A 13,493-nucleotide genomic window follows, 5' to 3' on the forward strand; every position below is an offset into this window, starting at 1 on the left:
AGTTACTAATCAATAATCTCTGCACAAATTAGTTTTACACCACACGCCTCAATCGCTTTGCGTTTATCATCTGCTAAGCCAGTATCGGTTATTAAAGTGGTTACTATTTTCCACGGTAATTCTAAATTTGGTATTTTTCGGCCAATCTTATCTGACTCAACCATAACGATTACTTCGCGAGCTGCTTTTGCCATTACTTGGCTTAAGCCAACTAACTCATTAAAGGTAGTCGTGCCGCGCTTTACATCTATGCCATCTGCACCAATAAATAATTGATCGAAGTCATAAGAGCATAATACGTTTTCAGCAACTTGCCCCTGAAACGACTCAGAATGTGGATCCCATGTACCACCGGTCATTAAAAGTGTTGGCTCGTTTTCAAGTGATAGTAAACGGCTCGCCACTTTAATCGCGTTGGTCATTACAACTAACCCTCGCTTATTTGCAAGCTCTGGGATCATAGCGGCCGTAGTGCGCCCGCTATCAATAATAATGCGGTTATGATCTTTTATGAGTGCTGCTGCAGCCTTAGCTATTGCTACTTTGCGTTTAGAGTCTATTTCGTCGGTGACGATTTCTTTAGGCAGTGCAATAGCTCCACCATAACGGCGCAGTAACAAGCCGCTTTTTTCAAGCGCGGTTAAATCTTTACGAATGGTTACTTCAGATGTTTGAAACTGCTCAGCGAGCTTTTCAACAGCCACTTCACCTAGCTCATTTATCTGAGTAAGTATTAAATGGCGGCGTTGCTGTGTGTTTCGTTTAGTCATAAAGCTCGTAGATTAAGTTTCGTTTCGAAAGATGTGTAATTCTAAACGAAACTAGTTAAATGGCAAGTGAACGAGCAAAAATAAAGCAGCTTTCAACAAGGAATAATAAAGGTAAAATAGCGCTAGGATCAGTTAATCAATCAAAGAAGCCTTAATGCAGTCATTTAACAGCTTAGATAAAACGCTATTAGCGCTACGAAAGCAAACTGGCGAAATATGCCGACTCTTTAATAAAAGCCCAAGTAAAGGTAATTTAAAACGCATTAAAGAGCTGTTCGCTCAATGCGGTGAAGGGGTAATTATAGAATCAGGTTTTCATTGCGATTATGGTAATCAAATAACTATTGGTGATCGTAGCTTCATAAACATTAACTGTACGGTATTAGATGCTCCAATTAGTGAGGGGGCAATTACCATCGGTGATGACTGCTTAATAGGCCCCAATGTTCAATTACTAGCGGTATCCCATGCTGTTAACCCTACACTGCGACTGAATAAAGAAAACTTTGCAGCACCGATTATAATAGGCAACAACGTATGGATTGGTGCAGGTGCAATTATTTTAGCAGGCGTATCTATTGGCGATAACAGTGTTATTGGTGCGGGATCGCTCGTCACCAAAAATGTAAAGGAGAATACAGTTGTTGCTGGTAATCCTGCTCTTGAAATAAGAACACTATAATTATAATCGATGTTTTTTGGTGTCAGGTGTCACTTTGCTCGCCCGATCTGAGTGTTGAAGGTTTGGTGTTTTAAACCCCAGAAAGCAAAAAATCCGTTACATTGATTTAGCGGGTGTTTCTTATTTGAAGTCGGTGCGCTACTAATAACCAAAACACCGCTCACAAAGAGGTGGTTCGCTTAAGAGACGCTACGCTTTAGAGATTATTTTCCTGCAGACAGCAAAAAACCCGTCACATTGCTGTAACGGGTTTCTCTTATTTGAAGCCTGGTAATGTCCTACTTTCACATAGCAAATGCTACACTATCATCGGCGCTGTTTCGTTTCACTACTGAGTTCGGCATGGGATCAGGTGGGTCCAAAACGCTATTGTCACCAAGCAAATTTGGTTGTTAATCCGTATTCCTACGCACTAACTGAATTTGGAAAATATCTGATAATATTTTTTAAGTCTTTCTGTCAGTAATATCTACTTTAGTCATTAACTTCTGTCTTAACTGTCACATAAAACGCGTTTGGCGTTGTATGGTTAAGCCTCACGGGTAATTAGTACAAGTTAGCTTAATGGCTCACACCACTTCCACATCTTGCCTATCAACGTTGTAGTCTTCAACGGCCCTTCAGAGACTTTAAAAGTCTAGTGAGAACTCATCTCGAGGCCTGCTTCGCGCTTAGATGCTTTCAGCGCTTATCAGTTCCGAACGTAGCTACCGGGCAATGCCATTGGCATGACAACCCGAACACCAGCGGTTCGTTCACTCCGGTCCTCTCGTACTAGGAGCAACCCCTCTCAATTCTCAAACGCCCACGGCAGATAGGGACCGAACTGTCTCACGACGTTCTAAACCCAGCTCGCGTACCACTTTAAATGGCGAACAGCCATACCCTTGGGACCGACTTCAGCCCCAGGATGTGATGAGCCGACATCGAGGTGCCAAACACCGCCGTCGATATGAACTCTTGGGCGGTATCAGCCTGTTATCCCCGGAGTACCTTTTATCCGTTGAGCGATGGCCCTTCCATTCAGAACCACCGGATCACTATGACCTACTTTCGTACCTGCTCGACGTGTCTGTCTCGCAGTTAAGCTGGCTTCTACCATTACACTAACCGTACGATGTCCGACCGTACTTAGCCAACCTTCGTGCTCCTCCGTTACTCTTTGGGAGGAGACCGCCCCAGTCAAACTACCCACCAGGCACTGTCCGTAACCCCGATTCAGGGGCCAACGTTAGAACATCAAAACTACAAGGGTGGTATTTCAAGGACGACTCCAACAAGACTAGCGTCTCATCTTCAAAGTCTCCCACCTATCCTACACATGTAGGTTCAATGTTCAGTGCCAAGCTGTAGTAAAGGTTCACGGGGTCTTTCCGTCTAGCCGCGGGTACACAGCATCTTCACTGCGATTTCAATTTCACTGAGTCTCGGGTGGAGACAGCGTGGCCATGGTTACACCATTCGTGCAGGTCGGAACTTACCCGACAAGGAATTTCGCTACCTTAGGACCGTTATAGTTACGGCCGCCGTTTACCGGGGCTTCGATCAAGAGCTTCTCCGAAGATAACCCCATCAATTAACCTTCCGGCACCGGGCAGGTGTCACACCGTATACGTCATCTTGCGATTTTGCACAGTGCTGTGTTTTTAATAAACAGTCCCAGCCACCTGGTCACTGCGGCTCCCGTCCGCTTAGAGAGCAAGTCTCATCACAGATAGGAGCGTACCTTCTCCCGAAGTTACGGTACGATTTTGCCTAGTTCCTTCACCCGAGTTCTCTCAAGCGCCTTAGTATTCTCTACCTGACCACCTGTGTCGGTTTGGGGTACGATTCGGTATAATCTGAAGCTTAGAGGCTTTTCCTGGAAGTATGGCATCAGCAACTTCACTACCGTAGTAGCTCGTCTCGTGTCTCAGGTTTAATGTTCGTCCGGATTTACCTAAACAAACGCCCTACTCACTTTCACATGGACAACCATCGCCATGCTTGCTTAGCCTTCTCCGTCCCCCCATCGCAATTATACCAAGTACGGAAATATTAATCCGTTTCCCATCGACTACGCCTTTCGGCCTCGCCTTAGGGGTCGACTTACCCTACCCTGATTAACATGGGATAGGAACCCTTGGTCTTCCGGCGTGCGGGTTTTTCACCCGCATTATCGTTACTCATGTCAGCATTCGCACTTCTGATACGTCCAGCATACCTCCCGGTACACCTTCAACCGCTTACAGAACGCTCCCCTACCACTCATACAAAGTATGAATCCGCAGCTTCGGTGCATAGTTTAGCCCCGTTACATCTTCCGCGCAGACCGACTCGACCAGTGAGCTATTACGCTTTCTTTAAAGGATGGCTGCTTCTAAGCCAACCTCCTGGCTGTCTGGGCCTTTCCACATCGTTTCCCACTTAACTATGACTTTGGGACCTTAGCTGGCGGTCTGGGTTGTTTCCCTCTTCACGACGGACGTTAGCACCCGCCGTGTGTCTCCCGGATATTACTTTACGGTATTCGGAGTTTGCAAAGGGTTGGTAAGTCGGGATGACCCCCTAGCCTTAACAGTGCTCTACCCCCGTAAGTATTCGTCCGAGGCTCTACCTAAATAGATTTCGGGGAGAACCAGCTATCTCCCGGTTTGATTAGCCTTTCACTCCTAGCCACAGGTCATCCCCTAACTTTTCAACGTTAGTGGGTTCGGTCCTCCAGTTGATGTTACTCAACCTTCAACCTGCCCATGGCTAGATCACCGGGTTTCGGGTCTATACCTTGCAACTATTCGCCCAGTTAAGACTCGGTTTCCCTACGGCTACCCTAATCGGTTAACCTCGCTACAAAATATAAGTCGCTGACCCATTATACAAAAGGTACGCAGTCACAGAACAAGTCTGCTCCTACTGCTTGTACGTACACGGTTTCAGGTTCTATTTCACTCCCCTCACAGGGGTTCTTTTCGCCTTTCCCTCACGGTACTGGTTCACTATCGGTCAGTTGGGAGTATTTAGCCTTAGATGATGGTCCACCTATATTCAGTCAAAGTTTCACGTGCTCCGACCTACTCGATTTCACTTAAAATGTCTTTTCATGTACGGGACTATCACCCTGTATCGTGGCACTTTCCAGAGCCTTCCATTAACACATAATAAGCTTAAGGGCTGTTCCGATTTCGCTCGCCGCTACTTTCGGAATCTCGGTTGATTTCTTTTCCTACGGGTACTTAGATGTTTCAGTTCTCCGCGTTCGCCTCGTTAACCTATGTATTCAGTTAACGATACCTGCAAGCAGGTGGGTTTCCCCATTCGGAAATCCTAGTCTCAAGTGCTTTTTACTAGCTTGACTAGGCTTATCGCAAGTTAATACGTCCTTCATCGCCTCCAACTGCCAAGGCATCCACCGTGTACGCTTAGTCACTTAACCATACAACCCAAACGGGTCTTTGTTTTGTGACAGTTTAACTTCGCCAGAAGTTAATATTGAATACTAAAGTAGATACCAATCAATCGACTCATAAGAGTGATTAAATGGCACTGAATGATACTGCTATCATTCTTTTTTACTTTTGAAAACTCTGTACAAATAACAATGTTATTCATACGAATTTTATTATCAGCTTTTCCAAATTTTTAAAGAGCATATTAATTAACTAAGCCAGTGGCTTAACTAACTAACAATCATCTGTGTGGACACTACGAACAAATAAGTTCTAAATCGTATAAGGAGGTGATCCAGCCCCAGGTTCCCCTAGGGCTACCTTGTTACGACTTCACCCCAGTCATGAATCACTCCGTGGTAAACGTCCTCCCGAGGGTTAGACTATCTACTTCTGGAGCAACCCACTCCCATGGTGTGACGGGCGGTGTGTACAAGGCCCGGGAACGTATTCACCGCGTCATTCTGATACGCGATTACTAGCGATTCCGACTTCATGGAGTCGAGTTGCAGACTCCAATCCGGACTACGACGCACTTTAAGTGATTCGCTTACCTTCGCAGGTTCGCAGCACTCTGTATGCGCCATTGTAGCACGTGTGTAGCCCTACACGTAAGGGCCATGATGACTTGACGTCGTCCCCACCTTCCTCCGGTTTATCACCGGCAGTCTCCTTAGAGTTCTCAGCATTACCTGCTAGCAACTAAGGATAGGGGTTGCGCTCGTTGCGGGACTTAACCCAACATCTCACAACACGAGCTGACGACAGCCATGCAGCACCTGTATCAGAGTTCCCGAAGGCACCAATCTATCTCTAGAAAGTTCTCTGTATGTCAAGTGTAGGTAAGGTTCTTCGCGTTGCATCGAATTAAACCACATGCTCCACCGCTTGTGCGGGCCCCCGTCAATTCATTTGAGTTTTAACCTTGCGGCCGTACTCCCCAGGCGGTCTACTTAATGCGTTAGCTTTGAAAAACAGAACCGAGGTTCCGAGCTTCTAGTAGACATCGTTTACGGCGTGGACTACCGGGGTATCTAATCCCGTTTGCTCCCCACGCTTTCGTACATGAGCGTCAGTGTTGACCCAGGTGGCTGCCTTCGCCATCGGTATTCCTTCAGATCTCTACGCATTTCACCGCTACACCTGAAATTCTACCACCCTCTATCACACTCTAGTTTGCCAGTTCGAAATGCAGTTCCCAGGTTGAGCCCGGGGCTTTCACATCTCGCTTAACAAACCGCCTGCGTACGCTTTACGCCCAGTAATTCCGATTAACGCTCGCACCCTCCGTATTACCGCGGCTGCTGGCACGGAGTTAGCCGGTGCTTCTTCTGTCAGTAACGTCACAGATGTGAGGTATTAACTCACACCCTTTCCTCCTGACTGAAAGTGCTTTACAACCCGAAGGCCTTCTTCACACACGCGGCATGGCTGCATCAGGCTTTCGCCCATTGTGCAATATTCCCCACTGCTGCCTCCCGTAGGAGTCTGGACCGTGTCTCAGTTCCAGTGTGGCTGATCATCCTCTCAAACCAGCTAGGGATCGTTGCCTTGGTGAGCCATTACCTCACCAACTAGCTAATCCCACTTGGGCCAATCTAAAGGCGAGAGCCTAAGCCCCCTTTGGTCCGTAGACATTATGCGGTATTAGCAGTCGTTTCCAACTGTTGTCCCCCACCTCAAGGCATGTTCCCAAGCATTACTCACCCGTCCGCCGCTCGTCAGCAAAATAGCAAGCTACTTTCTGTTACCGCTCGACTTGCATGTGTTAGGCCTGCCGCCAGCGTTCAATCTGAGCCATGATCAAACTCTTCAATTAAAAAGTTTTGTGTCTTTCGACAGCTCAATGAATTCTGAATTTATTTAATATCTTTCGATATTGAATTGACTGTGCTGAATAACTACTAAGTAATTATTCTGTTGGTCACTCAGTTTCAATTGAGACTCTAATTTGTTTGCCTCACTACCTAAGTAGCTTGGCTGTTAGAACTCAATCTGTACGAGTGCCCACACAGATGATTGCTTTATATTGTTAAAGAACGTTGCGACGTTGTCGCTAGGGATGCGTATAATACATCCTTTATTTTTCGAGTCAATACTTTGTTTTCAAATTTCTTTTTAGAATCTTTAAAAGTAAAGTTTTACTTAACTCTCTGATTAACTCTTGCCTCGCTATGCGTTGGCGCCTGCCGTCTCAGTGGGGTCGCATTATAGGGATATTCGAGTGGGGGTCAACGTTTAATTCATGCTTTTTTGAATAAAAATACTTTTAGTACGAAAGGCATACAAATAAAGGGGTGAAGGGCGCTTTTAGGTTAAAAAACATGCATTTTTAATCTCTACTTAAATGCTAATACTCTATCAATATAAAAAGCGGAAAATAAAGCGTGATATTTTCCGCTTTTTATAGAGTGGTTAATTAGCTGAAACTTCCCATACTGCGATAGAACCAGATATCTCATTACCTATGATAAGTAGCGGTTCGCCAGTTGCACTTTGTTCGCGTGGTATGAATGTCATTCCTTCTGGTGCTAGATCACCGGTAATTTCTGCACCAGCTATTAAACCTCGGTTATAAAAGTAGTCTTCAAACTGCACATCATATGGGTTAGTAATATCGTAAATCATGATCCCCCCCATACGCTCGAGTCCAATAAATGCAAAGGTGCGTTCGCCAATTGTACCTATAGTTAGCGCTTCGGGTTCTGCGCCTTTATCGTCTGAGCGTGTATCGCCTTTATTTTCATCTTCATTATTATTAAACGCCTCGCCATGAACTGATGCGGTAATACGCCCTATATCGTCTCCAGAATCAAATACCACCAGCCCATTACTGTCCCAAATGGTAAACGAACGTGCGCCATAGGCATAAAGCGATTCGTATTGACCATCGTTATTATTATCACCTTTGACCGTTGTCACTTTTAAGCGACCGATGTCGTTATCGTCGTTATTTAAGTAATCAAAATTAGCAGCAAGCGTTAAGTCTTCGACGCGGCTTTCATCTATGTAAGCAAGGCAACCATCGTCTTCATCGAAATCTACGCCGCCTTTGGCTATGCAATCTGCTTCATCAGTTGTATCAAAAAAGTATTCGCGTGCATCACCTTCATTAGCCGACACTATAAAGTTTGCACCTTTCCAGCTAAAGCTTGAAATTGTGTCTGGCTGATACATGCCATATAAGCCAGGGTATGATTTAAAATTAACACCGCCGTCTTTATCTGATGCGTCTATTTGTAAGCTAGACCAGTCTTTAAAGCCTAACCCTTTTAACTCAAGAGAGTTATCTTCTAAATTAACGATAGCTAGTGCGTTATTTTCTTGAATCGATACGTAGGCATATTTGTTATCTTTAGAAATACTGACGTACTCTGGCTCTAAGTCCATTGCTACGGTGGTATTGATTAAATTACCATTTATGGTGCGCCCTGTTGGATTAGCAAATATCAGTCCGAGTGCTTCAAGTTCAGATTGCTTATCGTTGTATGCTGTAAAATCAATATTGGTAGCATTGTCGGCAATTACACCATCATTAACATTGATAATGCTGATAGAACCCTGTGGATCAATACTATAGTCGCCGTTAGGTTCCCCTTCGTTGGCAACAACTACTTTTGCTCCATCATGGCTAAATGTAACCATATCGGGTAAAAAACCAGCCGTTACATTTTTTATAAATATTGGTGTATCGCCGCTTATGTCGTAAAAGGCAACTTGACCTGCCTCTCCAACACTTTTAGCAGCCATTGCTACAGCAAGTAATTTGTTATTTTCATCTATTGCTATGCTGTTTGCGTCACCGGGGGTGTTGTCGTTTAAGGTAAGTGTAATTGCCGTACTTAAGTTGGTTGTACTTACAATGCCCTCATTGTCTTGCACTAGAGCAGCTGTATCAAATGTGTCGGCAGGAATAATATTTACAACCGCAGAATCCCCCGAGCTATTAATAGCGTAAATCCATTTTTTAGATGCTTGATAAGCAACTATTTCGGCAGCACCTTCAGGGCTTTGCGCATTGAGTACTGCTCGTCCTATTAGGTTAATAGTTAAAGCCGAATTTGCATTAGTGCCGTTAATTCCATTTTCACCTGCTGTACCTTGCTCGCCTTGAGCTCCTTGTGCGCCATTTTGACCATCATCGCCATCTAATGAGCAACCAGTCAGCATAGATAAAAGTGAAAGCGCTATTATTGATTTTTTTAACATTGTTCTTTTCCTTAGTGTGGTATTAGGTAAATATCAACACAGAGGTATTACAAAGTTGTGGCACTTTTAATAAAGCTTTTTTACCTTAAAAAACCAGCTGATAGGCTAAAGGTAAAATAAGCAACATACCCAATACATAACCCATTTTTTTAAGCGCTTTCGAATAGTTGTTTTTAATTTTAAGACCTAGCAAGGGCCTAATGATATCAATGCGCATTACCACTAATGTAATAGCTGCGCACGCTCCCCAAGTACCCACTGTAATTAAAAATAACTCAACCACGGGGCCAAAACTAAAAGGTTGCAGCATAAAACATAAAATAATTAATACACTTTGATGCAATACATAAAAGGGAAACACCCAGCTATTTAGTGTGTTTAAGTAAGCTGCTTTAAAATTTAAAAAACGCTGCGCTAAGGTAAGCATGGTAAGTACACCAACTACTCTTTGAATATTGTATATTGCAGTCCACACATAGTTTGGCAAATCCAGTTCATTTTGATACGCCAAAGCAATACACACATACAATAGAGTAAAGCTTGTACACAATAACCAAAGGTATCGATTTAAACTTTTCCAAAAATAAGTGCTTTTAGCTAACAGGTACCCTGTAAATAAAAATATGAAGCCGCTTACTTCACGTACTGCATCACCCTTTAAATAATTATTAATAAGTAATATAGCTGTTACTAATAAGCCTGTGAGTATTGGGAATGATAGGTTTACTTGAATCGTATTTAATAAAGAAGAAAAAATAGAAAGCTTTGCTACTAATGAGTATATAAAAACAATAAGCATAAACTGCCACAAAGAGCGTAAATACCATAAATGATTTACATCAACATGCGGCCATACTCCAGATTGGTAATTAACAAATATGCTATTACTGGTATCTAAAAACGCTAAATAGAACTGCCAATACGTTATATCTATAACGCCTTGTTGATGCATTTCGGCATAAAGCTGAAAAGGCACAACTAACCATAACCCCACCAGCAGGGGGAGTAATATGAAAATAGAACGCTTTAAAACAAATAAGGCACGTAATTTATAGCCACTTACTTTATCAAGCATAAAACGAAGTGCTACCCCTGATATAAACCAAATTAGCAACATTCTCCAAGGGGAAAACAGCAACATAAAATACTCTACGTGTTCAGACGTATAATTACTTTTAAAATGAAACCCCCAATTTTGGCTATACAACATACTTATGTGATAAAAAATGAGAGTCGCAAATGCAATTACTCTCAACCAATCAATAAAGCAATGGCGAGAGTGTTTAGATTGTATTGCGTTTAATTGAGTACTCATACGTTAACCAATGTGTTTGTGATACCGGTAGTTAACTTAAAATAACTCGCAAAAACTATACATAAGTGCTTATATTACAAGCAATAGTGATAAAAGGTGGTATACAGGGATAACTGTCGCCTATAAATATAAAAGCACACATAATGAACCTCCAACACTTTCAACGTTTTCAAACTTTTTATGCCGCGTTACTCCTGTTTAGCTACGTTGTAATAAACAATACGGTTAATGCGACAACTCAAATAATGGAGGCGCAAAGAGACGGCGCACTTCCTTTTTTAATATGGGAGCCGTTTGTATGGGAATATTCCAGTGCGTTTAGCACGTTACTTATATTTCCGGCTGTAGTATGGCTATTAAAAAAAATACCTTTTAATTGGCATAATATTGCGCTTTCGCTGTGTACTTACTTTGTAGCGTCTATTATTTTCAGCGTATTCCATATTAGTGTAATGGTTGGAGGACGGAAGCTCATTTATTGGTTGAACGAACTTCACTACAACTTTGGCCTCAGCTGGTTTGAATTTTTATATGAATACCAAAAAGATGCGATAAGCTTTTTATTCTTTATCACCCTTATTAAAGTTTATCAGTATATTGTTAAACAGTTGTTGGGAGAGGCTTCGTCTATTGATGAAGGTGCGCAACACAATACTGATAATATTAATCGCTTATTAGTTAAAAAGCGGGGTAAAGAATTTATTATAAAAATTGACGAGGTGGATTGGCTTGAATCTTCAGGCAATTATGTAAACTTACACATTGGCACGTCCATTTACCCTTTAAGAGTGACGCTCACTGAATTAAGTAAACAACTAGAAGTGCAGGGATTTTGTAGGATTCACCGAAGTCATGGCGTAAAACTCGATAAAGTAGAATGCATTACACCACTCCCCAGCGGCGACAGCGAAATAAAACTAACGACAGGAAAAGTGCTTAACCTTTCTAGGCGTTATAAAGAGCAATTTAAACTTAAGCTGCAATAAAAAAGGCTACCTAAGTAGCCTTTAATTATTATTTTTTAACTGGTCGTTTCCAACCGGTTAAGTTGCGTTGCTTTGAACGTGCTATTGCCAGTTGCTCGTCTTCAACAGTGCTAGTGATCACAGAGCCTGCTCCCACAGTTGCAGTGGAACCAATGTTTACAGGAGCAACAAGTGATGAGTTAGAGCCTATAAAAGCGTTATCACCAATAATGGTTTTTGCTTTATTCACCCCATCGTAGTTACAGGTAATTGTACCTGCGCCAATATTTACTTTTTCGCCAATTTCAGCATCGCCTAAGTAACTTAAGTGGTTTGCTTTAGAACCCTTACCTAAGCGGGTTTTTTTCATCTCTACAAAGTTACCAATGTGCGAGTCTTCTTCCATTACCGCACCTGGGCGAAGGCGAGCGTATGGGCCAAGGGTACATTTAGCCGCTACGCTTGCATCTTCAATAAGGGTATTCGCTTTTATTACCACGTTATCGCCAATGGTACAGTTTTTAAGGACGCAATTAGGGCCAATGTGTACGTTATTGCCAAGAGTTACATTACCTTCAAAAATAACGTTTATATCAATTAATACGTCTTCGCCTGTTTTAACATTGCCACGTACATCAATACGGGCAGGGTCGGCGAGGGTAGCACCATTTAACATTAACTCTTCTGCTTGCCATGCTTGGTAAGCACGCTCTAACCCTGCTAGTTGTACGCGGTTGTTTGCGCCTTCAACTTCCATTGCATGATCTGGCTGAGCCGATGTAATTTCTACACCTTCACTGTGCGCCATAGCAACTATATCTGTTAGGTAGTATTCACCTTGCGCATTATTGTTAGATAAGTTGCCTAACCAGGTTTTTAACAGTTTGCCGTTAACCGCCATAATACCGGTGTTTACTTCATTAATAAGTAACTGCTCTGCGCTTGCATCTTTTTGCTCAACAATACCAACAAGCTTGCCATTTTCACGCAGCATACGACCGTAGCCATTTGGATTAACCAAGTTAACGGTTAATACCGCTAGCCCATTTTTAGGTGTTACAGCCAATAAGCGCTCAAGTGTTGATTGTTTTGTTAAAGGAACGTCACCGTATAAAACCAATACGGTATCGTCATCGTTAATATGAGGATTTGCTTGTGCAACAGCATGGCCGGTACCTAATTGATCTGCTTGCAGTACCCACTTTACATCGTTATCGGCAAGTTGTTGTTGTAATAGTTCGCCGCCGTGCCCATAAACTAAGTTAGTTGTGGTTGCGCCCAATGCCTTTGCGTTATCAATAACATGCTGCACCATAGGTTTACCTGCCACTTTATGCAGCACTTTTGGTAGAGCAGAGCGCATACGAGTACCTTTACCCGCAGCAAGAATTACAGTAGTTAGAGCCATTAAAACAATTTCCTTTTTCCGTTGTTTTAGTTAACAAGTCTGTTTATGCAGAAGATTACGTAAGTCACGCCCTGTGCAAATACTCAGTAAACTAATTTGCTAGTACTGAATCTTGGCTGAAAAACACACTTAATTTAATGACGTTATTGTAGCGGGGATTGATGAAGGATATAAGTGAAAAGCTCAGTTAATAACTTCGACGACTAAAAAAAGCTTAAATTAAAACACGTACCTTAGTAACAAGCACAAAAAAGCCCACATAAAGTGGGCTTTTTATAAACCAGATAGGCTTACTTTTTACGTAATTGCTGAATAACACGTAGTTGTGCTACCGCTTCAGCTAGCTGCATTGCCGCTTGATTATAATCAAGCTCTGACGATGCACCTTTTGCCATTTGCGCTTCAGCGTCACGTTTAGCTTGCTCTGCAGCTTGTTCGTCTAGGTCTTCACCACGAACGGCTGTGTCTGCAAGTACGGTCACTATGTTCGGTTGAACTTCTAGTGTACCGCCAGCAATGTAGATGAGTTCTTCTTCACCAAATTGCTTAACTAAACGCACCATACCAGGTTTAAGGGCAGTTAGTAGTGGCGCGTGACCGGCATTAACACCAAGCTCACCTTCACTACCAGATACTTGAATCGATTCAACCAAACCAGAAAACAAGTTCTGCTCTGCGCTTACTACGTCAAGATGTACAGTCATAGCTGCCATACTACC

7 protein-coding genes and 3 rRNA genes are annotated in these 13,493 nt (G+C 42.8%); 2 read left to right on the forward strand and 8 right to left on the reverse strand.

Annotated elements, in window-relative coordinates; all coding sequences use genetic code 11:
- Nucleotides 1-5: 5 nt before the first annotated feature.
- Nucleotides 6-770 carry a DeoR/GlpR family DNA-binding transcription regulator gene (locus tag PS1M3_RS16455; protein WP_008131858.1) on the reverse strand — a complete coding sequence of 255 codons (765 nt, stop codon included), beginning with the start codon at nucleotides 768-770 and terminating at the stop codon, nucleotides 6-8.
- Nucleotides 771-924: 154 nt separating this feature from the next.
- Here PS1M3_RS16455 and PS1M3_RS16460 point away from each other — a divergent pair, with 154 nt between their 5' ends.
- Nucleotides 925-1,452, forward strand: coding sequence for a sugar O-acetyltransferase (locus PS1M3_RS16460; RefSeq protein WP_008131857.1), 528 nt, complete (start codon nucleotides 925-927; stop codon nucleotides 1,450-1,452).
- Between the two features lie 265 nt (nucleotides 1,453-1,717).
- On the opposite strand, the gene rrf is transcribed toward PS1M3_RS16460, so the two are convergent.
- The 5 genes from rrf to PS1M3_RS16485 all read right to left on the reverse strand — a co-directional run bounded on the left by rrf (nucleotide 1,718) and on the right by PS1M3_RS16485 (nucleotide 10,401).
- Nucleotides 1,718-1,832: ribosomal RNA gene (gene rrf / locus PS1M3_RS16465) — 5S ribosomal RNA — on the reverse strand.
- A 145-nt stretch (nucleotides 1,833-1,977) separates the two neighbouring features.
- Nucleotides 1,978-4,864: ribosomal RNA gene (locus PS1M3_RS16470) — 23S ribosomal RNA — on the reverse strand.
- A 296-nt stretch (nucleotides 4,865-5,160) separates the two neighbouring features.
- Nucleotides 5,161-6,696, reverse strand: a 16S ribosomal RNA gene (locus tag PS1M3_RS16475).
- Together the 16S, 23S and 5S rRNA genes form the textbook arrangement of a ribosomal RNA operon.
- Before the next feature lie 596 nt (nucleotides 6,697-7,292).
- Nucleotides 7,293-9,086 (reverse strand): choice-of-anchor I family protein, encoded by a 1,794-nt coding sequence (locus tag PS1M3_RS16480; protein ID WP_203985543.1) that lies wholly within the window; start codon nucleotides 9,084-9,086, stop codon nucleotides 7,293-7,295.
- 85 nt (nucleotides 9,087-9,171) lie between these two features.
- Nucleotides 9,172-10,401: an acyltransferase family protein gene (locus PS1M3_RS16485; protein ID WP_203985546.1), complete on the reverse strand. Its 1,230-nt coding sequence runs from the start codon at nucleotides 10,399-10,401 to the stop codon at nucleotides 9,172-9,174.
- Between the two features lie 143 nt (nucleotides 10,402-10,544).
- Between PS1M3_RS16485 and PS1M3_RS16490 the strand changes: the two genes are divergently transcribed.
- Nucleotides 10,545-11,387, forward strand: coding sequence for a LytTR family DNA-binding domain-containing protein (locus PS1M3_RS16490; RefSeq protein WP_039038494.1), 843 nt, complete (start codon nucleotides 10,545-10,547; stop codon nucleotides 11,385-11,387).
- Between the two features lie 28 nt (nucleotides 11,388-11,415).
- Here the strand turns inward: PS1M3_RS16490 and glmU are convergent, their stop codons facing one another.
- Nucleotides 11,416-12,774 (reverse strand): bifunctional UDP-N-acetylglucosamine diphosphorylase/glucosamine-1-phosphate N-acetyltransferase GlmU, encoded by a 1,359-nt coding sequence (gene glmU / locus PS1M3_RS16495; protein ID WP_203985548.1) that lies wholly within the window; start codon nucleotides 12,772-12,774, stop codon nucleotides 11,416-11,418.
- Nucleotides 12,775-13,064: 290 nt separating this feature from the next.
- Nucleotides 13,065-13,487, reverse strand: a complete 423-nt coding sequence (locus PS1M3_RS16500; protein ID WP_006793948.1) for a F0F1 ATP synthase subunit epsilon — start codon at nucleotides 13,485-13,487, stop codon at nucleotides 13,065-13,067.
- Nucleotides 13,488-13,493 lie beyond the last annotated feature (6 nt).

This window comes from Pseudoalteromonas sp. PS1M3 (genome assembly GCF_016865405.1).
GTDB lineage: Bacteria > Pseudomonadota > Gammaproteobacteria > Enterobacterales > Alteromonadaceae > Pseudoalteromonas > Pseudoalteromonas marina.

Excerpts from the sequence above, each read along its gene's own strand:
- PS1M3_RS16455 (WP_008131858.1), bottom strand. The coding sequence starts at position 770 with ATGACTAAACGAAACACACAGCAACGCCGCCATTTAATACTTACTCAG.
- PS1M3_RS16460 (WP_008131857.1), top strand. The coding sequence starts at position 925 with ATGCAGTCATTTAACAGCTTAGATAAAACGCTATTAGCGCTACGAAAG.
- PS1M3_RS16480 (WP_203985543.1), bottom strand. The coding sequence starts at position 9,086 with ATGTTAAAAAAATCAATAATAGCGCTTTCACTTTTATCTATGCTGACT.
- PS1M3_RS16485 (WP_203985546.1), bottom strand. The coding sequence starts at position 10,401 with ATGAGTACTCAATTAAACGCAATACAATCTAAACACTCTCGCCATTGC.
- PS1M3_RS16490 (WP_039038494.1), top strand. The coding sequence starts at position 10,545 with ATGAACCTCCAACACTTTCAACGTTTTCAAACTTTTTATGCCGCGTTA.
- glmU (WP_203985548.1), bottom strand. The coding sequence starts at position 12,774 with ATGGCTCTAACTACTGTAATTCTTGCTGCGGGTAAAGGTACTCGTATG.
- PS1M3_RS16500 (WP_006793948.1), bottom strand. The coding sequence starts at position 13,487 with ATGGCAGCTATGACTGTACATCTTGACGTAGTAAGCGCAGAGCAGAAC.